Source organism: Erythrobacter sp. JK5 (assembly GCF_018205975.1).
GTDB lineage: Bacteria > Pseudomonadota > Alphaproteobacteria > Sphingomonadales > Sphingomonadaceae > Erythrobacter.
Genome location: NZ_CP073577.1, coordinates 815763 through 839507, shown reverse-complemented (window position 1 = coordinate 839507; position 23745 = coordinate 815763). Strand labels below are relative to the sequence as shown.

General features: G+C 64.0%; 22 protein-coding genes and 1 pseudogene. 11 read left to right on the top strand and 12 right to left on the bottom strand.

The features are described 5' to 3' along the window. Window positions 1-96 precede the first annotated feature (96 nt). The 5 genes from KDC96_RS04075 to KDC96_RS04055 all read left to right on the top strand — a co-directional run bounded on the left by KDC96_RS04075 (window position 97) and on the right by KDC96_RS04055 (window position 5231). Window positions 97-885 carry a hypothetical protein gene (locus tag KDC96_RS04075; RefSeq protein ID WP_212450914.1) on the top strand — a complete coding sequence of 263 codons (789 nt, stop codon included), beginning with the start codon at window positions 97-99 and terminating at the stop codon, window positions 883-885. Further along, window positions 882-2648 carry a lytic transglycosylase domain-containing protein gene (locus tag KDC96_RS04070; protein WP_212450912.1) on the top strand — a complete coding sequence of 589 codons (1767 nt, stop codon included), beginning with the start codon at window positions 882-884 and terminating at the stop codon, window positions 2646-2648. Before KDC96_RS04075 ends, KDC96_RS04070 begins: the two co-directional genes overlap by 4 nt. A 12-nt stretch (window positions 2649-2660) precedes the next feature. After that, window positions 2661-3188, top strand: coding sequence for a molybdenum cofactor biosynthesis protein B (gene moaB, locus KDC96_RS04065; protein ID WP_212450910.1), 528 nt, complete (start codon window positions 2661-2663; stop codon window positions 3186-3188). A 387-nt stretch (window positions 3189-3575) separates the two neighbouring features. Next, window positions 3576-4673: a PA0069 family radical SAM protein gene (locus KDC96_RS04060; RefSeq protein WP_212450908.1), complete on the top strand. Its 1098-nt coding sequence runs from the start codon at window positions 3576-3578 to the stop codon at window positions 4671-4673. 39 nt (window positions 4674-4712) lie between these two features. Further along, window positions 4713-5231, top strand: a complete 519-nt coding sequence (locus KDC96_RS04055) for a YbjN domain-containing protein (RefSeq protein WP_212450906.1) — start codon at window positions 4713-4715, stop codon at window positions 5229-5231. Between the two features lie 4 nt (window positions 5232-5235). On the opposite strand, the gene KDC96_RS04050 is transcribed toward KDC96_RS04055, so the two are convergent. The 3 genes from KDC96_RS04050 to dnaE all read right to left on the bottom strand — a co-directional run bounded on the left by KDC96_RS04050 (window position 5236) and on the right by dnaE (window position 10876). Next, a complete protein-coding gene (locus KDC96_RS04050; protein WP_212450904.1) occupies window positions 5236-5676 on the bottom strand; it encodes a DUF1330 domain-containing protein in 441 nt (146 codons plus the stop codon). Window positions 5677-5678: 2 nt separating this feature from the next. Further along, window positions 5679-7277: a long-chain fatty acid--CoA ligase gene (locus KDC96_RS04045; RefSeq protein WP_212450902.1), complete on the bottom strand. Its 1599-nt coding sequence runs from the start codon at window positions 7275-7277 to the stop codon at window positions 5679-5681. Window positions 7278-7390: 113 nt separating this feature from the next. Next, a complete protein-coding gene (gene dnaE / locus KDC96_RS04040; RefSeq protein ID WP_212450900.1) occupies window positions 7391-10876 on the bottom strand; it encodes a DNA polymerase III subunit alpha in 3486 nt (1161 codons plus the stop codon). 134 nt (window positions 10877-11010) lie between these two features. Between dnaE and KDC96_RS04035 the strand changes: the two genes are divergently transcribed. Together KDC96_RS04035 and KDC96_RS04030 are read left to right on the top strand one after the other, a co-directional pair. Continuing rightward, the gene (locus tag KDC96_RS04035; RefSeq protein ID WP_212450898.1) at window positions 11011-11748 is read left to right on the top strand and encodes a Yip1 family protein; all 738 of its coding nucleotides are present in this window, start codon (window positions 11011-11013) and stop codon (window positions 11746-11748) included. 4 nt (window positions 11749-11752) lie between these two features. Then, a complete protein-coding gene (locus tag KDC96_RS04030; RefSeq protein ID WP_212450896.1) occupies window positions 11753-12049 on the top strand; it encodes a hypothetical protein in 297 nt (98 codons plus the stop codon). A gap of 7 nt (window positions 12050-12056) precedes the next feature. Here the strand turns inward: KDC96_RS04030 and KDC96_RS04025 are convergent, their stop codons facing one another. The 5 genes from KDC96_RS04025 to KDC96_RS04005 all read right to left on the bottom strand — a co-directional run bounded on the left by KDC96_RS04025 (window position 12057) and on the right by KDC96_RS04005 (window position 15410). Continuing rightward, the gene (locus KDC96_RS04025; protein WP_212450894.1) at window positions 12057-12536 is read right to left on the bottom strand and encodes a glutathione peroxidase; all 480 of its coding nucleotides are present in this window, start codon (window positions 12534-12536) and stop codon (window positions 12057-12059) included. After that, window positions 12533-13057: a hypothetical protein gene (locus tag KDC96_RS04020; RefSeq protein ID WP_212450892.1), complete on the bottom strand. Its 525-nt coding sequence runs from the start codon at window positions 13055-13057 to the stop codon at window positions 12533-12535. Before KDC96_RS04020 ends, KDC96_RS04025 begins: the two co-directional genes overlap by 4 nt. Before the next feature lie 80 nt (window positions 13058-13137). Beyond that, on the bottom strand, window positions 13138-13446 hold the full coding sequence (locus KDC96_RS04015) for a hypothetical protein (protein WP_212450890.1): 309 nt from the start codon (window positions 13444-13446) through the stop codon (window positions 13138-13140). Between the two features lie 52 nt (window positions 13447-13498). Further along, window positions 13499-14179 carry an ABC transporter ATP-binding protein gene (locus tag KDC96_RS04010; RefSeq protein WP_212450888.1) on the bottom strand — a complete coding sequence of 227 codons (681 nt, stop codon included), beginning with the start codon at window positions 14177-14179 and terminating at the stop codon, window positions 13499-13501. Beyond that, on the bottom strand, window positions 14172-15410 hold the full coding sequence (locus KDC96_RS04005) for a lipoprotein-releasing ABC transporter permease subunit (RefSeq protein WP_212450886.1): 1239 nt from the start codon (window positions 15408-15410) through the stop codon (window positions 14172-14174). The genes KDC96_RS04010 and KDC96_RS04005 overlap by 8 nt, the downstream gene beginning before the upstream one ends. Window positions 15411-15626: 216 nt before the next feature. Here KDC96_RS04005 and purF point away from each other — a divergent pair, with 216 nt between their 5' ends. The 4 genes and pseudogenes from purF (at window position 15627) to KDC96_RS03985 (ending at window position 18649) form a co-directional block, all read left to right on the top strand. Next, window positions 15627-17129 carry an amidophosphoribosyltransferase gene (gene purF, locus KDC96_RS04000; RefSeq protein WP_212450885.1) on the top strand — a complete coding sequence of 501 codons (1503 nt, stop codon included), beginning with the start codon at window positions 15627-15629 and terminating at the stop codon, window positions 17127-17129. Between the two features lie 9 nt (window positions 17130-17138). After that, window positions 17139-17851 (top strand): annotated as a pseudogene (locus tag KDC96_RS03995) (SDR family NAD(P)-dependent oxidoreductase). 134 nt (window positions 17852-17985) lie between these two features. Beyond that, a complete protein-coding gene (locus KDC96_RS03990; protein WP_212450883.1) occupies window positions 17986-18333 on the top strand; it encodes a PilZ domain-containing protein in 348 nt (115 codons plus the stop codon). Window positions 18334-18337: 4 nt separating this feature from the next. Further along, complete coding sequence (locus KDC96_RS03985; RefSeq protein WP_212450882.1) at window positions 18338-18649, top strand: PilZ domain-containing protein; 312 nt, start codon at window positions 18338-18340, stop codon at window positions 18647-18649. Window positions 18650-18681: 32 nt separating this feature from the next. On the opposite strand, the gene KDC96_RS03980 is transcribed toward KDC96_RS03985, so the two are convergent. From KDC96_RS03980 to KDC96_RS03965, 4 genes are all read right to left on the bottom strand, one after another. Continuing rightward, window positions 18682-19902, bottom strand: coding sequence for a serine hydrolase (locus KDC96_RS03980; protein ID WP_212450881.1), 1221 nt, complete (start codon window positions 19900-19902; stop codon window positions 18682-18684). Window positions 19903-19920: 18 nt separating this feature from the next. Next, the gene (locus KDC96_RS03975) at window positions 19921-21141 is read right to left on the bottom strand and encodes a cyclopropane-fatty-acyl-phospholipid synthase family protein (protein WP_249171914.1); all 1221 of its coding nucleotides are present in this window, start codon (window positions 21139-21141) and stop codon (window positions 19921-19923) included. A 67-nt stretch (window positions 21142-21208) separates the two neighbouring features. Beyond that, window positions 21209-22600 carry a deoxyribodipyrimidine photo-lyase gene (locus KDC96_RS03970; protein WP_212450878.1) on the bottom strand — a complete coding sequence of 464 codons (1392 nt, stop codon included), beginning with the start codon at window positions 22598-22600 and terminating at the stop codon, window positions 21209-21211. Window positions 22601-22738: 138 nt separating this feature from the next. Then, window positions 22739-23743: a metal-dependent hydrolase gene (locus tag KDC96_RS03965; protein WP_212450876.1), complete on the bottom strand. Its 1005-nt coding sequence runs from the start codon at window positions 23741-23743 to the stop codon at window positions 22739-22741. Window positions 23744-23745 lie beyond the last annotated feature (2 nt).

Below are 23745 nucleotides of genomic sequence, written 5' to 3'. Positions count from 1 at the left end.
CGGTCCTCGGTTCTGCCAGCCTCGACGGGCCGCGTATTACGTCTCGAGTGCACTTGCTAACTGCGATTCGGACAGTCAAGACCTGCATTCGATAGCATGACCCAGGCCGACCCCACCCTTCTGCGCGAACTGAACGCCATGTGCGATTGGTGGCGCGCGGCCGGGGTCGATTACGACTTCGCCGATGACGCTACGGCATGGTTGGGAGAACGCCCGTCCGCTGAAACCGCCGAACGGCCCGGCAAACCCACCGGGGATGAGCAATTAGCATCTCAGCGCGGCGACACCACTTCGCCGCGGCACACCGCGAAATCTCCTCCTGCCGCGGCCGACCTGCTAGGCGACTCGCCGCCGGAATCGCTGGACGCGTTTCGAGAGTTCTGGCTGACCGCGCCCGGTCTGGATGCGATCGGCCCGCGCGGACGGGTGCCGCCGTGCGGGGAGTCCGGTGTAAAGCTGATGGTGCTGGTGACCGATCCGGAAGAAACGGATAGCGATACGCTGCTGTCCGGCCCGCAGGGGCGCCTGCTCGACCGGATGCTCGGTGCGATGGGATACGCGCGTGACGACATCTATCTTGCCTCGGCGCTCACCCGGCATACGCCGATGGCCGATACCGCCCGGCTCGCCGCCAGCGGAATGGCGGCTGTCACGCGGCTACACATCAATCTTGCGGCTCCGGAAAAGGTGATAGCATTCGGCAGCAACATTCTGCCGTTAATTGGACACGAATTGCCGAAAGAGCTTACATCTTTACGTGAAATCAACCTAGTTGATCCACCCATACCGCTACTGGTGAGCGAGGGGTTCGACAGCCTGATGGCCATGCCCCGCCTCAAGGCCCGGTTCTGGCGGAGATGGAGCGAATGGTCGGTCGAACGATGATGAAAACGTGTTTCCGGCCAGTGCTGCTTGCAGCCACCCTCACCACTGCTCTGGCCGCGCCGGGCATCGCCGCCGCACAAAGCCAGAGCATGGTGGCGCACTACAGCCACGCGACCAACGAGAACAAGGCCGTGCCCAGTGTCCTTTCGCAGCGCGAGCGCGAACGGTATCGCGACGTGTTCCGGGCAATCGACCAGGAACAATGGAACGACGTCGAGGGCCAGCTCGATGGACGCAACGGCGACGTGCTCCACCAGGTCGCGCTGGCCGAATATTACACCCACGCCAACAGCCCCAAGGTAAGCGCCGAACAGATCACGCGCTGGTTCCAGGACGGCGTCGATCTGCCGCAGGCCGAGCAGCTGGGTCGCATGGGCGCGAAGCGCGGCCTCGAATACCTGCCCGCGTTTCCGCAGGCGCAGAGTTTTCGCAGCCAGCCTTCGGCTTCGAAACGGATCAGGCCGCGCCCGGTGGACGATGGCACGATGCCCTCCGAAACCAAGCTGGCGATCCTCGATGCGATCAAGAACGACGATCCGGCGACCGCGTACAACGCGCTGATCGAAGTCGATGGACAGCTCAGCTCCGATGCCCGCGCCGAATGGCGCCAGCGCGTGGCGTGGAGCTTCTACATCGAGAACGACGACGGCAACGCGCTCGCGCTGGCGGAAAAGGTTTCCGAAGGCAGCGGGCCGTGGGTCGCCGAGGGGGAATGGGTCGCCGGGCTCGCCGCGTGGCGACTTGGCTATTGCTCGCTGTCGGCCGAAGCGTTCGCCCGCGCCGCCGCACAATCGACCAATGTCGAACTCACCACCGCCGCGCATTACTGGGCGCATCGCGCGCTGGTCCGCTGCCGCGAACCGGGTCAGGCACAGCAGCATCTGAGCGCCGCCGCGCAGTACAGCGAGACCATGTACGGCATGCTCGCTGCCGACCAGCTCGGAGTCGATCTCCCGAAGGAGGCCGAACCGACACCGTTTTCCGAGAGCGACTGGCGCGCGCTTTCCGGCCGAAGCAACGTTCGCGTTGCGGTTGCTCTGACCGAAATCGGGCGGCCTGCTCTGGCCGACGAAGTGCTGCGGCACGAGGCGCGCACCGGCCGCGCGCAGGATTTCCCGGCGCTGGCGCGCTTGGCGCGCGAGCTTGGCCTGCCCTCGACCCAGCTGTTCATGGCCCACTACGCCCCTTACGGCATGCAGAGCGAAGGGGCGCTGCGCTATCCGGTCGCCCGCTGGCGTCCCAAGACCGGGTGGAGCGTCGATCCCGCCCTCGCCTTTGCCCATGCGCTGCAGGAATCGAACTTCCGCGCCAGCGCGGTCAGCCCCGCCAATGCGCGCGGGCTGATGCAGATCATGCCGGGCACCGCGCGCGATCACAACCGCCGCCTCAATCTCGGCGCGAGCTACGCGGATCTCAACGATCCCGAGGTCAACCTTGCCTACGGCCAGCAGCATCTCGAAATGCTGCGCGACAGCTATGCGACGCAGGGCCTGCTGCCCAAGATCATGGCCGCGTACAACGCCGGCCTGACCCCGGTCAGCCGCTGGAACAGCGAGATCAACGATCAGGGCGACGCATTGCTGTGGATGGAATCGATCCCCTACTGGGAGACCCGCGGCTACGTATCGATCGTGATGCGCAATTACTGGATGTACGAGCGCGCGGCAGGCGTGGACTCTCCGAGCCGTCGGGCGCTTGCACAAGGGCAGTGGCCAGTCTTTCCGGACATGGCTAGAACGAGGTCGGCGCAGCTGCAGCGATAACGGAGGGACGGCATGGCGATCGACGAGGCGAAGATCTTCACCCCGATCAACATCGCGATCCTGACCGTATCCGACACCCGCACCGCCGAGACCGATACGTCGGGCGATATTCTCGCCCAGCGGGTCCGCGACGCCGGCCATACGCTCTGCGCGCGCGCGATCGTGAAGGATGACGCGGCGGTTCTCGCCGCGCAATTCGCCGCGTGGATCGATGATCCGGAAATCGATGCGATCGTCAGCACCGGTGGCACCGGGCTGACGGGCCGCGACGTCACGCCCGAAGCGCTCGAGCGGGTCAAGGACAAGGACATTCCCGGCTTCGGCGAGCTGTTCCGCTGGCTCAGCTACCGGACCATCGGCACCAGCACCGTCCAGTCGCGCGCCTGCGCGGTTGTGGCGCAGGGCACATACATCTTCGCCCTGCCCGGTTCGAACGGCGCGGTGAAGGACGGCTGGGACGGGATTCTCGCCGAACAGCTCGACAGCCGCAACCGGCCCTGCAACTTCGTCGAACTGATGCCGCGACTGAAGGAGCGGTGAGCCAAAGTTGACACACTTGACACTGTGTCATCCTCCATTTTCGATAATTTCTCGATTAGCGTCATGTGCTTAAGGCGCTCTGGCGAAGTTGACACTTCTCCAACTTGAAACGCGTTTGGGGCCGACGATGTGAAAGAGCGCGCATAATCTGGCAGTCCTTCGGGGAGTAGGAAAGCGCCATTCTACTCCTTCGTCATTGCGAGCGACCGACAGGTCGCGCGGCAATCCATCGACCGACGTTCGATCAATCTGCACCGCCTACGATAATAGCAATCTTCGGGAGATGGATTGCCCGGTGGCTCATCGAGCCGTCTACGACTCCGCTTCGCTCCTCGCACTGACGTGGTGGGTTCCGAATCGCAGGCATGTTCTATATATGTTCTCTCCATGAGAACCCGCCCCTCCCCCACCCATCCAGACGCCGAAGCGGGGCGGGGCGCGGCCTCGCGCAATGTCCCGACCCGCTTCGGATTGGCGGAGCGCGAAGTCGACGGCGACTGGCGCGATCATGTGCAGGCGCTGGACGGCCCGCCGGTGAAGCTGCGAACGCACGTAACCGAAGAGCATCCCAAGACGATTCTCAGTTTCAACCAGTCGCCCGATGTGCCGTTCGATCGCTCGATCAACGCCTATCGCGGGTGCGAGCACGGCTGCATCTATTGCTTTGCGCGCCCCACCCACGCCTATCACGACCTTTCGCCGGGGCTCGACTTCGAAACGAAGCTGTTCGCCAAGCCCAATGCCGCCGAATTGCTGCGTGCGACGCTGGCAAAGCCTAGATACAAGCCCCGCCCGATCGCAATGGGGACCAACACCGATCCCTACCAACCGATCGAGCGGCGATACCGGATCACGCGGCAGGTGCTCGAGGTTTGCCTTGAGGCGCGCCATCCCGTGACGATCACCACCAAGTCCGACCGGGTGATCGACGATTGCGACCTGCTGGCGGAAATGGCGAAGCTCGACCTGGTGGCGGTGGCGATTTCGGTGACCACGCTCGACCCGGTGCTGTCGGGCAAGCTCGAGCCGCGCTGCACCGCGCCTGCCAAAAGGCTCGCGGCGCTCGCCAGGCTGGTCGAAGCGCGCGTGCCGGTGCATTGTTCGGTGTCGCCGATCATCCCGGCGATCACCGACGAATTCATGGAAGGGATCGTCGCGCGCGTGGGCGAACTGGGCGTCGCCAGCGCAGGCTGGATACCGCTGCGCCTCCCGCACGAAGTCGCGCCGCTATTCCGCGAATGGCTCGACGTCCACTACCCCGAACGCGCGAGCAAAGTGATGAGCATCGTGCGCTCGATCCGAGGCGGCCGCGACAACGATCCCGACTTCTTCACCCGCATGCGGCCGAGCGGCGTGTGGGCCGAGCTGTTCCGCGCCCGGTTCCGGGTGGCGTGCAAGAAGGCCGGGATCGGGAAGGCGAAGTTCGAGCTTGACTGTTCGCGCTTCAGGCGGCCGGAAGTCGGTGGCCAGATGCGCTTGCTTTGACTAGGCTCGCGCTTGGGCAAAAAACGATGGGGGGAATCGATGAACTGGACACGTACGGCCGCACTTTCGGCGGCGCTGGCATTGGCATTGGGGACTGCAGCGCAGGCACAGGATTCGGACACGATCCAGACCTTCACCAAGGCCGATTTTACCCAGGCGCTCGATGCAGTCGGCGCGACCTATGACGTGCACGACGACCGGCGCAATATCGACATCAGCTTTGGCAACGGGCTCAAGGCGGACGGTCTGCTGATGGCCTGCGACGACAACGAGACCGAAAGCAATTGCTACGGCACATCGATCCTCGCGACCTTCAGCGCTCCGACGGGGGCGGACGATGCGTCGATTGCCAAGGCGATCGGAGAATACAATTATCGCGAGAATTTCGGTCGGGCCTACCTCGATCCCGAAGGGACGATTTCGGTGCGGATGTACATCATCTCCGATGGCGGCATCGTGCGCGAAAACTACAGCCGCCAGATCGAACTGTGGGCCACATCGCTCGGCGATTTCATCGGCTATCTCTATCCGGAGGAGGACGGAGAAGAAGGGACCTGAGGGGTCACCCGAACCCCTCGCCGCTTTCACCCGGTTTGAACCGCATCAGCCGGCTGTCCAGCAGCGCGGCGGTGCGGTTCACCACCGCCCGCTGGTAATCCGGATCCTTGATCATCGCAAAGAATGCCCCCGAATTGGGGTATTGCGCAACGAAGCCATCGTGCCAGACCTTCTCGTCCGGCTCCGGCCCCGTGACCATGGTCTGAAACGCACCGCGCCACACGATACTGCCGCCGACGCGCGCAAAGATTGGACCCGAGGTCTTGCCGTATTCCCGATAGGCGCGCCGACCCGACCAGCCATTGCCGTGGTGCTCGTGGCCTTCGGGATACTCCGCCAGGTCGCGGTAGCGCAGCAGGTTGAGCATGTGGATCGGCTCGTCGCGCGGCAGGTCCTTGAAGGCCCGGAAATTGGCGGGTGACGGGTCGATGTAGACCTGAGCCATGATTACGTCTCCAGCTTGTAGTCGGCGAACCGGTCGCGCAGGTCTTTCTTCGATATCTTGCCGGTCGCGGTGTGGGGGATGTCGTCGACGAATTCGACCGCATCGGGCAGCCACCACTTGGCGACCAACGGCTTGAGATGCTCGATCACCTCCTCGCCAGAGCAGTCCGAGCCTTCCTTCTTCACCACGAACAGCACCGGGCGTTCGTCCCACTTGGGGTGCGGCATCCCGACGCAGGCCGCTTCGGCCACCGCCGGGTGCCCGACGGCGGCGTTCTCCAGCTCGACCGAGCTGATCCACTCGCCACCCGATTTGATCACGTCCTTGGTCCGATCGGTCAGTTGCAGGGTGCCGTCGGGGTGGATGATCCCGACATCGCCGGTATCGAACCAGCCCTCGTTGTTGACCGCGTCCCGCTCCGCCTTGAAATAGCGCTTGATCACCCACGGCCCGCGGATCTGCAGCGCGCCCGAGGTCTTGCCGTCGCGCGGCAGCTCGGTCAGCATGTCGTCGAGGCTGACGATCCGCAGCTCGACCCCGAACACCGGGCGACCCTGCATCGCGGTGACATCGATCTTTTCCTCGAAGCTCAATTCTTCCCAGTTCCAGGTCGGACCGCCCACCGTGCCGATCGGCGAGGTTTCGGTCATGCCCCAGGCATGCTGCACGCGGGTGCCGTTCTTCATCAGCCGCTCGATCATGAAGCGGGGGCAGGCCGAGCCGCCGATGGTTGCGGCTTTCAGGGGCGGCAGGTCGAGCCCGTTGGCGTCGCAATACTGGAAATGCGCCAGCCACACGGTCGGCACCCCGGCACTGTCGGTCACCTTTTCACGCAGCATCAGCTCGTGCAGCACCGCCGGATCGTTGACCGCGGAGAACACGAACTTGATCCCCGCCATCGCCCCGGCATAGGGCAGGCCCCAGCTCGCCGCGTGGAACATCGGCACCACCGGAAGCATCACCGACGAACTCGAGAAGTTGAACGCCGCCGGCTGCAACCCGGAAACCGCATGAAGCAGGGTCGAGCGATGCTCGTACTGCACGCCCTTGGGATTGCCGGTGGTGCCGCTGGTGTAACAGATCATGCACGGATCGCGCTCGTCGCCCATGACCCATTCGAAATCGCCATCCTGCGCGCCGATCCAGTCCTCGAACGACTGGCTGTGTTCTCCCGAATCGTAGCAGATGTAATGCTCGACCGTGGTCCAGCGATCCTTCATGCGGTCGACGATCGACTGGAACGCCGCATCGTAGAGCAGCACGCGATCCTCGGCGTGGTTGACGATGTATTCGAGCTGGTCGTCGAACAGGCGCGGATTGACGGTGTGAAGCACCCCGCCCATCCCGGCGACCCCGTACCAGCTGACCAGATGGCGCGAATGGTTCATCGCGAGGCTCGCCACGCGGTCGCCCTTTCTGATGCCGAGCGCCTGGAGGGCCTGCGCCATCTTGAGCGCATCGGTGCGGATGCCCGACCAGTCGGTGCGGGTCTCGCTGCCATCGGCCCAATGGGTGACGATTTCGCGGCCGCCCGCCTCGCGCGCCGCGTGATCGATCACGTTGGTGATCCGCATGGTCCAGTCCTGCATCGCTCCCAGCATGGTGTCCTCTCCTCGGAATTGTCTCGCGGCGTTTCTGTTGCGCGTGTTTATCGCCAGCTTTCATGCCGATGCGGGTCGGCCTTGGCAATCGCTTCGAGAAGCTGCGACCGCGTTCAGGCGACCAGCTTCAGGTCCGCCCGGCGTCGCAGCGGAGCGAGCTCGACGTTCTCGATCCCGGCGATCGCGGCAAGCCGTTCGGCAAGGTCTCCGTCGAGAACGAAGTTGCGCCCGAGCCGCATATGGGCTTCGCCGCCGTCGGCCAGCGCCAGGCGAACGATCACTTCGCCGGGCGCCTCGTCACCGGTGGAAAGCTCCAGCTTGAGATCACGCAGTGCCGGTTCGTTCAGAATATCGGCGCGCAGCACCATCGGCATGCGCCCGCTCACCGCCTCGAGCAGCTTGGCCCCGCGCACCGTCAGGCGCGGCGGTTCGCCCGGATTGGGCGAATCAAGCTCCACATTGAGCAGCAGGCACGCGCCCTCGGCGGCCCAGCGCTCGAACTGCGGAACCAGCGCTTCCTCGAAACAGGCGGCGGAGAATTGTCCGGAGCTGTCCGAGAAATCCGCTCGCACGAATTCGGAGCCCTTGCGCGTGCGGGCCTTGTTCACGCCTTCGACCATTACGGCAATCACCGCATGTCCGCGCCCGCCCGCCGGCGCTCCCGCTTCCATCAGGCTCTGATAGGTCCGCGCGCCCTGCGCCGAGGCGACTTCGCGATATTGCTGAACCGGGTGCGCGGAGAAATAGAACCCGAAGTTCTCGCGCTCCTTCGCCATCTGATCGGTGCGCGACCACGGCTCCGTTGGTTTGAGCGGCAAATCGTCTTCCGCCGCATCCTCGCCGCCGAACAATCCGCCCTGCCCGCTCGAACGCTCGCGCATCGCCGCATCGGCCACTGCGAGCAGCATGTCGGCATTCTCGAACAGCAGCGCACGGTTGGGTTCGAGGCCGTCGAGCGCGCCTGCGCAGATCAGGCCTTCCAACTGGCGGCGGTTCATCGAGCCTTGCGGCAGGCGCTCGAAGAAGTCCTGGAGGCTGTCGAACCGGCCGCTCGCCGCCCGCTCTGCGACGATTGCCTCCATCGCCTTTTCGCCGACGTTGCGGATCCCCGCGAGCGCATAGCGCACGGCGTAGCCGTGATCGGTCTGTTCCACGCTGAAACGCGCTTCGGACTGGTTGATGTCGGGCGGCAGCACTGCGATTCCGCCCTCAACCGGGTAACGCCGCGCATCGTCGACGAAGGCGCTGAGCTTTTCCGACTGATGCAGGTCGAAGCACATCGAAGCGGCGTAGAATTCTTCCGGATAATGCGCCTTCATCCAGGCCGTCTGGTAGGCGAGCAGCGCGTAGGCGGCGGCGTGCGACTTGTTGAAGCCGTAACCGGCGAACTTGTCGATCAAGTCGAACAGCTCGTTGGCCTGCTTGGCCTCGATGCCCGACACTTCCTTGCAGCCATCGACGAAGCGCTGGCGCTGCGCGTCCATCTCGGCCTGCACCTTCTTGCCCATCGCGCGGCGGAGCAGGTCGGCATCGCCCAGCGAGTATCCGGCGAGGATCTGCGCCGCCTGCATCACCTGTTCCTGATAGACGAAGATGCCGTAGGTTTCGGCGAGGATCCCTTCGAGCTTGGGATGCGGGTATTCGATCGCAACCTCGCCCGCCTTGCGCTGGCCGAACAGTGGAATGTTGTCCATCGGGCCGGGTCGATAGAGCGAGACGAGCGCGATGATGTCGCCGAAATTGCTGGGCTTAACCGCCTTCAGCGTCCGCCGCATGCCTTCGGATTCCAGCTGGAACACCCCGACCGTGTTACCGCCCTGCATCAGGTCGTAGACGGCGGTATCGTCGAGCGGCAGCGTGCCGAGATCGATTGCGATTCCGCGCAATTCGAGCAAGTCGACCGCCTTGCGCAGCACCGACAGCGTCTTGAGGCCAAGGAAGTCGAATTTCACGAGGCCCGAGCTTTCGACATTCTTCATGTCGTACTGCGTCACCGGCATGTCGGAACGCGGATCGCGGTACAGCGGCACCAGTTGTGACAGCGGTCGGTCGCCGATCACCACGCCCGCCGCGTGGGTCGACGAGTTGCGGGGCAGGCCCTCAAGCTCCATCGCCAGATCGACCAGCCGCTTCACCTCGTTGTCGTTGTCGTATTCGCGCTTGAAATCGGCCGCGCCGTTGAGCGCGCGTGGCAGCGTCCACGGATCGGTCGGATGGTTGGGTATCATCTTGCAGAGGCGATCGACCTGGCCGTAGCTCATCTGGAGGATGCGTCCGCAATCGCGCAGCACCGCGCGCGCCTTCATCTTGCCGAAGGTGATGATCTGCGCGACGTGATCCGCGCCGTACTTCTGCTGGACGTAGCGGATCACTTCGCCGCGCCGGGTTTCGCAGAAGTCGATATCGAAGTCGGGCATCGACACGCGCTCGGGGTTGAGGAAGCGCTCGAACAGCAGGCCGAGCCTGATCGGATCGAGATCGGTGATGGTCAGCGCCCAGGCGACGATCGAACCCGCACCCGATCCGCGCCCCGGCCCGACCGGGATGCCCTGATCCTTGGCCCACTGGATGAAGTCGGCGACGATCAGGAAGTAGCCGGGGAACCCCATGTTGACGATGATCTCGATCTCGTAATCGAGCCGGTCGAAATAGGTCTTTCGGTCCTCCTCCGACATCTCGCCATAGGGTTCGAGCCGCGCTTCCAGCCCCGCCCTAGATTGCTCGGCCAGCATCTTGGCCTCGCCTTCGAGGTCGCCCGCAAGGCTCGGCAGGATCGGATCACGATATGGCGGCGCGTAGGCGCAGCGTTGCGCGATGACGAGGCTGTTCGCGATCGCCTCGGGCACGTCGACGAACAGCTCATCCATCATGCTCGCCGACTTGACGAAGCGCTGGGCGTTGGAGCGCTCGCGGTCCTCGTTCTCGATATAGGTCGATCCCGCAATGCACAGCATCGCGTCATGCGCCTTGTGCATGTGCGGTTCGGCGAAATTCGCGGGGTTCGTCGCAACCAAGGGCAGGTCGCGGCCATAGGCCAGCTCGATCAGCGCGTCCTCGGCGCGTTCGCACACCGCATCGCCGTCGCGCGCAAGCTCGACATAAAGCCGATCCGGAAACAGCGCCTGAAGCCGTTTGCACAAAGACTCGGCAGCGGGCGACTGGCCCTCGGCCAGCAAGCGGGTGAGCGCCCCCTCGCCTGCGCCGCTCAGCGCGATCAGCCCATCCGTGCGGCCCTCAAGATCACCGAGGCCCACATGCGGATCAAGCTCCAGCGGGCGGTCGAGGTGGGCCTTGGAAACGAGGTGGCAGAGATTGTCGTACCCCGTCTCGTCCTGCGCGAAGAGCGGCAGGTAATCGACCTGCTTACCCTCGGCATCGCGTGCAACGCCCAGCAGCGTCCCGATGATCGGCTGCACGCCCTCGCTCTTGCAGGCATTGGCGAACATGACCGCCCCGTAAAGCCCGTTGCGGTCGCAGATCGCGATTGCGGGAAAACCGCGTTCCTTCGCCAGTTTCGCGATCGCCTTGGGATCGATCGCCCCTTCGAGCATCGAATACGAGGACAGAACGCGCAGCGGAACGAAGGGAGCGAATGGCATCGGCGCAATATGCTCGTCGCCACGCCGGAATCCAACTGTCCACATGGGGACATTGGGGAAAACGAAAATGTGATATGATGCAGTGGGTCGTCCGTAAACTAAATGCCTTTTGATCACGTCGTGGGGGATCCAGTATGGACAGCAATCAAGAGTTACAGGAACGGGCAGAGGGCCTGTTCAACCGCGCCAAGGCGGTGACGCTCAAGCCAGCCGAAACATGGCCGGTTATCGCCAAGGAAACCGATGCGCCGATGCAGGTGTTCCTGCGGTATGCGGTGCCGCTGGCGGCGATCGGTCCGATAGCCTCCTTTATCGGCGGCCAGCTGTTCGGGTATGGCATGTTCGGAATCAGCTGGAAGCCTACTTTTCTGGGTGGACTGTCGCAGGCGATCACGGCTTATGTCCTGACGCTCGCAAGCTTGTGGCTGATCGCCTGGGTGGCCAATTTCCTGAGCCCCAAATTCGGCGGGAAAGACGATTTTTCGAGCGCGTTCCGGCTCGCCGCCTATTCGATGACCGCAGCGTGGATCGTCGGGATTTTCGGCATTGTGCCGGCGCTCTCGATCCTCGGCCTGCTTGGCCTGTACAGCCTGTACCTGTTCTACAAGGGCGCCAGCCCGATGATGGACGTGCCGCAGGACAAGGCGACCGGATACACGGTGGTCACGGTGGTCGTGGCGATAGTCGCCAATATCGTCATCGGCATGATCGCGGCGGCGATTACCGGTCCGGCGCAGATGCCCAACATGGCCGGAGACGGCTATTCTTCGGGCGATACGACGATCCAGATCGACAGCGAAACCGGGCGAGCGACGATCAATGTCGATGGCGAGGAAATGTCGATTCAGGTGCCGGTCGAGGAGGAGGAATAGGAATATGGGCGACGCGGAGATGATCGAGGTCGAAAACGTCAATACGCCGGGCCGCACAAGCCGGGTGAACGCGGCCAAGTATGCAAACATGCGCGCCGAATTCGATCAGGCGCTGCCGCGATCATCTCCGGGCCTCACGCAGGATCAGACGCGCGAGGCGGTGCTGCCCCATCTCGACGAGACCCTGTTCCCTGATGGGAAGACCAGCGGGTGGTGGGCGAAAACGGTGCAGCTCGATCTCGAAGCCAAGGGCCTGCTGACGCGCGAGCGGACGAAGCCGCTGCGCTGGCACTGGACATAGCCCGGCTTCAGATCAGCTTCTTGATGTCTTTCGCGATGCTCGCGGGCGTATCCTGCGGGCCGTAGCGCTTTACGACATTGCCCTCGCGGTCGATCAGGAACTTGGTGAAGTTCCACTTGATCGAGGTCGAGCCCATCAGGCCCTTCTTCTCCGACTTCATCCAGTCGAACAGCGGCGATGCCTCCGGCCCGTTGACGTCGACCTTCTCCATCAGCGGAAAGGTCACGCCGAAATTGACCTTGCAGAACTCCGCGATCTCGTCCGCCGAGCCCGGTTCCTGTGCCCCGAACTGGTTGCAGGGAAAGCCGAGCACCTCGAAATCTTCGTCCTTGAACTGCTGGTAGAGCTTCTCCAGCCCGTCGTATTGCGGGGTGAAGCCGCATTTGCTCGCGGTGTTGACTACCAGCAGCACCTTGCCCTTCTTGGTTGCAAGGTCGAGCTCCTCGCCGCGATTGGTGGTGACGGTGAAATCTGCGATCGTGGTCATTCGGTGGATTCCTGTCTGGGACGATAGATGAAGTCGAACGACGCTTGCCACGAAACCCCATGGTCCGTCGAGGCTTCACCGAACTGGCGGACGCTTCCGTCATCTCTTGTCGTGTAGGTCATCCGCACCAGCGTATGGGGCGCCTGCGGGCTTGGCCAGTTGCCGGTCAGCACCATTCCGCGCTCCGTGGTGCCCCCGACGAACTCGACCGCACCGGGCGCGGAGCCGACCCATTTCTGATGCCACTGCCCGGTTGCAGCATCGTAGTGATTGAGGCTGGTGCCGCCCTGCCCGCTGAGCGGCATCCAGTTTTCGATCACGGCACAGCCGTTGTGTTTCCGTTCGATCCGGCTCTCCGCAACCTTGGTATCGCGCCCGTTGGGATAGACCTCCCACTCGCCTACCCAGAAATCGAACCCGGCGTGGCCTTCGCTCGCGCATGGCGGCGGCGGTGCTGGTGGTGGAGGGACGGAGGGAACGCCCTGAAGCGAAAGTAGGATCGGTATCAATGGTTGCTGCATGCTCTCATCCCCTGTTCAGGAACGCGCACTAGTGCCGATTACGAGCAGACCAACTGCAATTCGCCCAACGGCCATCAGGATCAGGCCGCCGCATCACGGGAACAGCGTTGCTCAGCCTCCGCAGGAAAATCGTCGCGCAAGGCGAGGGCTGCCGCTTCCGCAGCGGAGTAACGTCTGTCACCCGCTTTCTCGATGACGTACTTTTCGCGTTCCTGCTCGGGCAGCCTGGCCAGGTGGCGGATCATCTCGGAAAAGCTCCCGCGCCGCAGCGCGCCTGCGCTTTCGGCCATGCCTGCGCTGTCCGAACGATGCAGCGAGGCACGGTCGTCCCAGTCGATCCCTCCGTCCCGGTCGAGCCCGCCTCTGAATGTGCTTGGATGATCAGTCATGATGCAAGCCTCCTTCCACCGTCACGAGAAGCGAAACCGGCGACGGCTGCGGCTATTCTAGCACGCCTTCGTGCAGGCGCACCACACGATCCATCCGCTTGGCCAGGCGCTCGTTATGGGTCGCCACCAGTGCTGCGCTGCCTTCGCCGCGCACCAGCTCAAGGAACTGGCCGAGCACCGCGTCGGAGGTGTGCTCGTCGAGATTGCCGGTCGGTTCGTCCGCCAGGACGAGTGTCGGCCGGTTGGCGAGCGCGCGCGCCACGGCGACGCGCTGTTGTTCCCCGCCCGAAAGCTGGCTCGGGCGGTGCGTGAGGCGATGCCCGAGGCCGAGTTCGGACAGCAGGCCGGTCGCGCGCTCTTTCGCCGCATCGCGGGGGGTGCCGGCGATCATCTGCGGCATCACCACGTTTTCGGTCGCGTCGAAATCGGGCAGCAGATGGTGGAACTGGTAAACGAACCCCAGATGCTCGCGCCGCAGCCGGGTGCGCTGGTCAGCAGGCAAGCTCTCGGCGCGTTCTCCCCCGATTGCGATCGACCCTTCGAAGCCGCCCTCCAGCAGGCCGACCGCCTGCAGCATCGTCGACTTGCCCGAACCCGATGGCCCCAGCAGCGCCACGATCTCGCCCGGCATGATGTCGAGATCGATGCCGCGCAGCACGTCGATGCGCTGCCCGCCCTGCTCGAAGCTGCGCTTGAGCCCGCGCAGCGCCACGATCGGCGTACCCTCATTCATAGCGCAGCACCTGCACCGGATCGGTGCTCGCGGCCTTGAGCGCGGGATAGAGCGTCGCGAGAAAGCTGAGGCCAAGCGCCAGCGCGACGATGCCGAGGATTTCCCACGGATCGACCCGCGAGGGCAGCGACGTGAGGAAACGCACCTGCGGGTCCCATATCTGCACGCCTGTCGCCCATGCGATCCCGTCGACGATGGGATTGCGGAAATAGAGCACGATGAAACCGAAAATCAGCCCGGCGAACGTGCCGATCGCACCGACGGTCGTGCCGGTGGTGACAAAGATCTTCACCAGACTCCGCCGCGTCGCGCCCATCGTTCGCATGATCGCGATGTCGCGGGTCTTGGCGCGCACCAGCATGACCAGGCTCGAAAGGATATTGAATGTCGCCACCAGCACCATGAAACTCAACACGAAGAACATCGCCACCCGTTCCACTTCCAGCGCTTCGAACAGGGTTGAATTGATGGTCTTCCAGTCGGCGATCTGCGCCCGGCCCGTCAGCGATTGCGCGACCGAGCCGAGAATCTCGCCGACATTGTCGGGATCGGTGACCTTGACCTCGATCAACCCGACCGTGTCGCCCAGCAGCAGCAGCGTCTGCGCATCCTCGATCGGCATGATGACGAAGGTTTCGTCGAAATCGTACAGCCCGATTTCGAAGATCGCCGCGACTTCGTAGCCGACCTGCCGGATCGAGGTGCCGAACGGCGTCGCGCGCCCCTGCGGATTGATGATCGTGATCGTGTCGCCGACCCGCGCGCCGATATTCGCAGCAAGCCGCGAACCGATCGCGATCTGGCCCGCGCCCGGCTGGAGCCGCGATAGGTCGCCGAACAGCAATTGCGGCTGAAGCTCGCCGATATCCTCTTCGGTGTTGCCGCGCACATAGATCGCCACGGTGCGGCCGTTGAAGCTCGCCAGCAGCGGCTGCTCGATCAACGGAGACGCCTCGGTCACGCCGTCGGTCTCGCGCACCTGTTGCAGCACGCTTTCCCAGTTATCGAGCTTGCCGCCATAGGCCTGCACCACAGCGTGCCCGTTGAGCCCGGCGAACTTGTCGAGCATTTCGCCGCGAAACCCGTTCATCACGCTCATCACCACGACCAGCATGGCGACGCTCAGCATCACCACGCCCACCGAAATCCCGGCGACAAGCGCAATGAATGCCTCCCCCTTGCCCGGCCAGAGGTAGCGCTTGGCGATCATGCGTTCGAAAGGTGTGAGCATTGTGACGGGTAAGTGCTTGAGTGGTCTCGGATGAACCCCGGCTGTAGGCGGAGCTTTCGCTCCCCGCAATCCGCATCGCCCCTGCCGCTGTGCGTAAGCGATCGGCGCGGGGCCTGCAGAAAGGCGGCGATTGCACTGCGTGCAGCCTTGTAATTGATCCGCAACATCGCCATTGACGCGGCACCGGTCGGAGTAGCGCAGCGGACAACATTGGCGATGTCAAGTACGGCAGCACACTCACCGCCGCGGAATTTCACGCACCCCTTTCTCGATCTCGACGGCGACAAGCTGCGCGAGGAATGCGGGGTTTTCGGTGCGATCAACGCCGCCGATGCCTCTGCCGCGACCGCGCTGGGCCTGCACGCGCTCCAGCATCGCGGACAGGAAGCCGCCGGGATCACCAGCTTCGACGGCACGGAATTCTATTCCCGCCGCGGGCTTGGCCATGTGGCCGAGAATTTCTCCTCTTCCGAGGCAATCGGCGAATTGCCCGGCACCATGGCCGCCGGACATGTGCGCTACTCAACCACCGGCGGATCGGGGCTGCGCAATGTGCAGCCGCTGTATGCCGAGCTTGCCAGCGGCGGCTTTGCGGTCGCGCACAACGGCAACATTTCGAACGCAAAGTCGCTGCGCGCGGACCTGGTCGGAAAGGGATCGATCTTCCAGTCGACGTCCGACACCGAAGTCATCATCCACCTGGTTGCGACCTCGCGCTATCCGACCATCGCCGATCGCCTCGTCGATGCGCTGCGTCTAGTCGAGGGGGCCTATGCCCTGATCGTCATGACACCCGACGGAATGATCGCCTGCCGCGACCCGCTCGGCATTCGCCCGCTGGTGATGGGCCGGATGGGCGATGCGATCCTGTTTGCGAGCGAAAGCGTCGCGTTCGACGTGATCGGGGCGGAATTGATCCGCGAAGTCGAGCCGGGCGAGATGCTGCAGGTGGATTTCGCGGGCGAGATCAAAAGCGTCCACCCCTTCGGCAAGGCCAATCCGCGCCCGTGCATCTTCGAACACGTCTATTTCAGCCGTCCCGACAGCTTCTTCGCCGGGCACAGCGTCTACGAGGCGCGCAAGGCGATCGGCGCACAGCTGGCGATCGAATCGCCGTGCGAGGCGGACCTGATCGTCCCCGTCCCCGACAGCGGCGTGCCTGCCGCGATCGGTTACGCCCAGCAATCGGGGCTTCCCTTCGAGCTCGGCATCATCCGTTCGCACTATGTCGGGCGCACCTTCATCCAGCCTTCCGACACCGCGCGCCACGCGGGGGTCAAGCGCAAGCACAACGCCAATCGCGGCCTTGTCGCGGGCAAGCGGATCGTGCTGATCGACGATTCGATCGTGCGCGGCACCACCAGCTCGAAAATCGTCGAGATGATGCGCGAAGCGGGCGCGAGCGAAGTCCATTTCCGCGTCGCCAGCCCGCCGACGGCGCATAGCTGCTTCTACGGCGTCGATACGCCCGAACGCTCCAAATTGCTGGCGGCGCAGATGGAGCTCGAGCCGATGCGCGAGTTCATCAAGGCCGACAGCCTCGCTTTCATCTCGATCGACGGGCTGTACCGCGCGGTCGGATCCAGGGGGCGCGACAAGGCTTGCCCGCAGTTCTGCGATGCCTGCTTTACCGGCGACTACCCCACCTCGCTCACCGACCTTTCGATGACCGAACAGAAGGACGCGCAGCTGCCTTTCGCGGACCCCAAGGCTGCCTGAGACAATCCGATGACCGAATCCAAACCGCTTTCCGGGCGCACCGCGCTCGTTACCGGCGCCAGCCGCGGGATCGGCGCCGCCACCGCGCAGGCACTGGCCGAGGCGGGCGCGCACGTCATCCTGGTGGCACGCAAGGTCAAGGCGCTCGAAGCGGTCGAGGACGCGATCCACGCGTCCGGCGGCAGCTCGACCATCGCCCCGCTCGACCTGACCGAAGCCGATGCGGTGACCCGTCTCGCGGCGGCGATCGCAGGGCGCTGGGATACGCTCGATATTCTCTGCATATCAGCAGCCTACCTGCCGGAGCTCACACCGATTTCGCAAGTCGATCCGAAACAGTTCAACCAGGCACTGCTCACCAACGTGGTCGCGACGCAGGCGCTGATCGCGGGATTCGACCCGCTGCTGCGCAAGGCCGGGGCGGGCCGCGTGATCGGCCTCACCAGCAGCGTCGGCGCGTCGCCGCGCGCCTTCTGGGGCGCCTACGGATCGACCAAGGCCGCGTTCGACAACATCCTCGAAACCTACGGGCCGAGGTCGAAAAGCTCAGCCCGGTGCGCATCGCCATCGTCGATCCGGGCGCGACCCGGACCGACATGCGCGCCCGCGCCTATCCGGGCGAAAACCCGCAGTCGGTCAAATCGCCAGAGCAAGTCGCGGCGCGAATCGTCGAACTGCTGGTCGAGGACTTCCCCACCGGACACCGCGAACGGGTGGACTGAGCGCTTTTTTCGACGAAATTCAGCCTTTCACGGGTGTTAACCGCAAAATTCAATCGGCTCGCAAGCCTGTTGGCGCATTGTCCCCTGTGACCAACCGGCCAGAGACCAACGCTGATTGGACAGGGATTCTTCCAATGCCGAACAACAACGACAGTTACCAGATCGCAGCGCAGGAAGACCGCTGCGGGCCGCGCACCAAGCTTTCGATCCCCGCAACGCTGCGGGCATCGGGTGGCCGCGCTTTCCAGAGCGTGGTGCACGACCTGTCGATTTCGGGCTTCTCCGCCTCGTCGATCAACCGGATGCACGAAGGCCAGGTTTGCTGGCTGTCGCTGCCGGGGCTCGAATCGCTCCAGGGCGAAGTGGTGTGGTGGGACAATTGCATCGTCGGATGCGCGTTCAGCGAGCTGCTGAGCCCGATCGTCCACGACAATATCCTGCAGCGCTATAACAACAATGGCGTGATCCGCACGGCGATCTGAGCAGATGTCGGCCGCAGGCAGCCCGAACACCAAGCTCTCGATCCCGGCTACGCTTCGGGCCAAGGGCGGTCGTGACTTCCAGACCGTTGTGCGCGATCTCTCGATCCTGGATTTCTCCGCCTCATCGATGAACCGCATGCACGAGGGACAGGTCTGCTGGCTCTCGCTTCCCGATCTCGACCCGCTCGAAGCCGAAGTTGTTCGGTGGGAAAATTCGATCGTGCAATGCGAACTCAGCGAAGTGCTGAGCCCGATCATCCATGACAACATCCTGCAGCGCTACAGCAATCTGGGCGTGACCCGCACCGCCATTTGAGTACGGGCAGGAGGGGGACGCCCCCGCCCCTCCTACTTGACCACTGCGGGCGTGACCTCCGCAGCCTGTGCGATCCTGTTGACGACGGCGCGGGTCCGCTCGCGGTTCGCGCTGCTGGTTGCAGTCGGCCAGTTGCTCACCACGGCCACCACCAGCTGCTTTTCGGGAACGATGGTGATCGCCTGCCCGAATATGCCCTGCGCGCCGAAATTGCCGCCCGGATAGGTCCACCACTGGTAACCGTATCCGAACCCGCCATTCCTGAAATCGACCTGCGGCGCGCCGGCATCGGCAAACCAGTTCTGCGGAACCACGCCTTCGCCGCCTTCCAGCGCAAACTGGCCCATCCGCGCGTAATCGGCGAGCCTCAGCGACAGGCAGCAGCCGCCAATATTCCCGCCGCGCGGATCGGTCATCCAGAACATCGGCCCGGCGAAGCCCGCCGGTTCGACGATCTTCTGCTGCGCGTATTCGGCGAGTGACAGGCCCACCGCATTTTCCACCACCACGCCGATGAGGTTGGTTTCGCCGGTCTTGTAGACCCACTTCTCGCCCGGCTCGGCTTCGCGCTTCAGCGTCTTCATCTGCTCGACGATCGCATCGGGGCCGTATTCGACGACAAAGCGGTTCATCTGCGCCACGTCGCTGTTCGGATCGGTGTAGTCCTCGTTCCACGCGACCCCGCTGGTCATGGTGGCGATCTGGCCGACCGTGACGCCATCATAGGCCGAGCCCGCAAGTCCCGGAATATACTGCGTCACCGGATCTTCGAGGCCGCCGATAAAGCCATCGGCGATCGCCGCGCCGAGCAGGGTCGAGGTGAAGCTCTTGGCGACCGAAAAGCTGGTCCAGCGATCCGACGGACCGAGGCCGAGCCGGTACTCCTCGAACCGCACCCGGCCATCCTGCACCACCATCAGGCCCGCCGCGTTGGTTTCCTGCATGAGCGCGCGAAGCTCCGCGGCCAGCTCGTCGGGAAGCGGTTCGCCGGGCTGCAACACCCGCTCTCGGGTTGCTGCGGGCACCTCGTGACCGGCGAACCAGCTTTCCATGTCGCGAAACCGCGCCGAGCGCTTGGCATCGTCCCAGAACAGCACCTGCAGCTCCGCCGGGTCGCGCGCAGGCGGCTGCTGCAATGCGACGGGAGCGAGCGCCACCGGCGCAGCGCCCGCGTCCGCGCCAGCATAGCCGGCCGAGCAGCCCGCGAGCGCAAGCGCGCCGAGCGCAGCGAAGGTGATGCGGCGAAGTGTCATGCTGGGTTCTCCCATTCGTTATCCCTTCACCAGCGTGACCTGGTGCACATCGATATTGCCGGCGCGGAAGCCGCCCTCGCAATAGGCGAGGTAGTACCGCCACAGCCGCACGAAGCGGTGGTCGAAACCGTCCGGCAGGCGTCCGCCTTGCACCGCCTCGTCGAAGCGTGCGCGCCATGCGCGGAGCGTTTCGGCATAGTCCGCGCCAAAGCTGGTCTCGTCGTCCCAGCTCAGGCCGCGCCGGGATGCCAGCCTGCGAAATTCGCTCGCCCGGATCAGCAATCCCCCGGGGAAGATATAGGCCTGAATGAAGTCTGCCGCGCCGGCATAGACCTCGAACAGGTCGTCGGCGATCGAGATATACTGGATTGCGGCGCGGCCGCCCGGCTTCAGGTTGCGCGCCAGGCAGTCCATGAAGGCCGGCCAGTACTCGCGCCCCAGCGCCTCGACCATTTCGACGCTGGCGATCGCGTCGAACTGCCCGGCGACATCGCGATAATCCTGCTTGCGGAAATCGATCGTCGGGTCGCGATGCGACCGCGCATAGTCGAGTTGCTCGTCCGACAGGCTGATAGCCGTCACCCTGGCACCCTGCTTCGCCAGCCGATCGGCCAAAGCCCCCCAGCCGCAGCCGATTTCGAGCACGGTCGCGGGATCGCCCAATCTGGCCGCGAGGCTCGCGAGCTTGCGCTGCTGCGCCGCCTCGATCCCGTCCTCGCCCCAATCGAGCGCGCTCGAATAGGTCATGCTGGAATCGAGCCACGCCGCGTAGAAATCGTTGCCGAGGTCGTAATGCGCCGCGATGTTGCGCTGGGCGCCCGATTTCGAATTGCGGTTGAAACGATGCGCCAGCGATGCCGCCCATCGGTAGGGGCCCGAGCTGCGCGCCGCGCTGCCCAGCGAAGCCGCATTGGCGCCCATCACCGCGAACACGCTGACGAGATCGTCCGAATCCCACTCGCCCGCCTCGTAGGCCTGGTACCACCCGATCGAGCCGTTGACCGCGAGGCGCAGCAGGGCGCGCCAGTCGTGCAGGCACACCTCGGCTTCGAATCCGGGCGCCCGTCCGCCAAGCATGCGCGTGGTTCCGTCGGGCAGATGCCCGATCAGCGATCCCTTCTCCAGGCCCGCATCGATGCGGTCGAGGATCTTTGCAAAACCCGGGGCGATCAGCCGCGCCAACCGGCCGGGAACAGGCGCGAACCGTTCCCCGCCGCTCAGCAAACGCTCGCCCCTCATCCCTTGCGCCGTCATAGCCTTGTCTTAAGCGGTGCAAGTTGCATCCGGCAACCCGTCGTGAAGGCTCCTAGCCCGCTTTCATCGCCCTGTAGGCCGACAAGGCCCGTTCGCGGCCCTGCTTGTGCGCGATCATCTTGGGCGGATAGTCGCTCGGCAGGCAGCCATGCTCTTCGGGATCGTGGATATAGGGTTCGTCAAGGTCGGCGAGCTCGGGCACGTACTCCCGGATATAGCCTGCCGCGTCGAACTTCTCCGACTGGGTCAGCGGAGCCATGATCCGGCTGAACATGTTGGAATCAACCCCCGTCCCCGCGTTCCACTGCCAGTTGACAGCGTTCGATCCGTAGTCGGCATCGACGAGGCAGTCCCAGAACCACTGCTCGCCTTTGCGCCAGTCGATCAGCAGGTGCTTGATGAGGAAACTCGCGGTGATCATCCGCACGCGGTTGTGCATCCACCCGGTCTGCCACAGCTGGCGCATCCCGGCATCGACGATCGGGTAGCCGGTCTGGCCTTTCTGCCAGCGTTTGAGGTCCTCGGCGGCTTGCTTGTCGTTGTCCGGATCGCGCCATTCGAGCTCGTCGTAGTCGGAGCGATAGTTCTCGGTCGCATAAGCCGGGAATTCGCAAATCACGTTGGCGGCATAATCGCGCCACACCAGCTCGCTTTCGTAGCTGTCCCAGCCCTCGGAGCGCTTGTGCTTCAATGCATGCCAGATTTGCACCGGGGTAATTTCGCCGAAATGCAGGTGCGGTGACATACGCGAGGAGCAGTCGACCGAGGGCAGATTGCGCTTTGCCTCGTAGTCGCCGACATCGTCTTTCCACGCGTCGAGCCGTTCGTGCGCTGCCGCTTCACCGACATTCCAGAACTCTGCGATCCCGCCCGACCAGTCCGGATTGGTGGGAAGCAGGTGCCAGTCATCCAGATCATCGCTTGCGGGCCAACTATCGGGCGAGGACAGCGTTTCGGGTTCCGGCAGCACGTCGCGCGGAGGAAACTCCTGCCGCATCGCTTTGTAGAACGGGGTGTAGATCTTGTACGGATCGCCCGATCCGGTGGTCACGTGGCCCGCCGGGAACAGGTAGTTGCCGTCGTAGAGCTTGAGGTCGAGTTCGTCTTTCAACTTACCCTGCGCCTTGAGCCACCATGGCTCGTAGTGACGGTTCGCATGGATCGTCGTCGCGCCGGTTTCCTTCGCAATCTTGAGCAGCTCCCCGACTGCATCACCGCGCCTGAGGACGATCCTGGCGTTGCGCCGGCCGAAGCTCTTTTGCAGGCTCGCGAGCGAATGATGCAACCACCACCGCGAAGCGCCGCCCATTTTGTGGTGCTTTGGTGAATCGTCGTCGAGCACATAGACCGCGACCACTGGACCGGCCTTGGCCGCGTGATACAGCGCAGGATTGTCCGCCACGCGCAGATCGCGTCGCAGCCAGACGATTTGTGTTTCAGGCATTTACCACCCCACTCCCATCGTCATTGCGAGGCGACGCAGTCGCCGCGGCAATCCAGAGAGGATCGCGCTTAGGGCTCTGGATTGCCCGGTGGCCCTCCGGGCCGTCTTCGACTCCGCGTTGCTCCTCGCAATGACGGTTCAGGGAACTGGAAGTTCCTCGCATTCGACATCGGGCAGAGCGACGGAGAACCGATCCCGCGCCCGAGGGTCGTAGAAGCGGGCATCGTGGAGGACAACCGAGCCATCCTCCGCCCGCGTCGCGAACGGTGCGCGCGACCAGAAGAGGAAGGCGTCGAGTTGGGGGTTGGTACGACGTTGCTCTTCCAAACCAGCCCAGTTGCAGGGGCGAACGGGAAGAATGACCTCGCCGGCCATTCCGCCGAAGAAAGACCAATTGCCGACCTTCCAAGTGGCAGCGCTGAAGTCCTCAATGAGCAACGCAGAAGAGTAGATCGTCTCCCGCTCCCAGAAGGCGAGAGGAACCGGGCTCGCGATAATTGCGTGCCCATGCTCGAGAAAATCAGTCGCTTGTGCAGCCCGATTGGCATCTTCAGACGCGCTAGCCGAGATCAACCCATTCATCCCGATATACGCCAATCCGCCAGCAATCCCCACCCATGCAGGCCGCGTCCAATTCCCGCCACGTTTCTCACTCCGAAGCGACCAACAAACGCTCCCGATCAACAGCGCCCACAGCCACACATCGATGATGAACAGCGTGTCGCCGTAGAACCATTGCGACGAGAACGGCTCCAGCAACCGGATGCCGTAAACATTGAGCCAGTCGAGCGCCGGGTGACTCAGGCAGCCGATGAAGCTCAACAGGAACAGCCATTTGAAGTTCACCGGCAGCCGCCCCTCGGGCCGCCCAAACCGACCTTGGCCGCGCTTCTCCTGCCAGCGGTCGAAAGCCCACAGCAGCCCTGCGAGAATCAGCGGCAACAACACCATCGCCGGCGGCCCATGCGTGATCCCGCGCCGAAAGCCGAGATGCTCGGTGCCCTCCAGCCAGAAAAAGCACGCCGCATCGACATCGGGCAGGTTCGCGCCGATGATCAGCGCGGGCATGGCAAGGCCGGTCTTTTTCTTGAGGCCAGCCTGCCCGAGTACCGCCCCGACCAAACTGTGCGTGATGTTGTCCATTT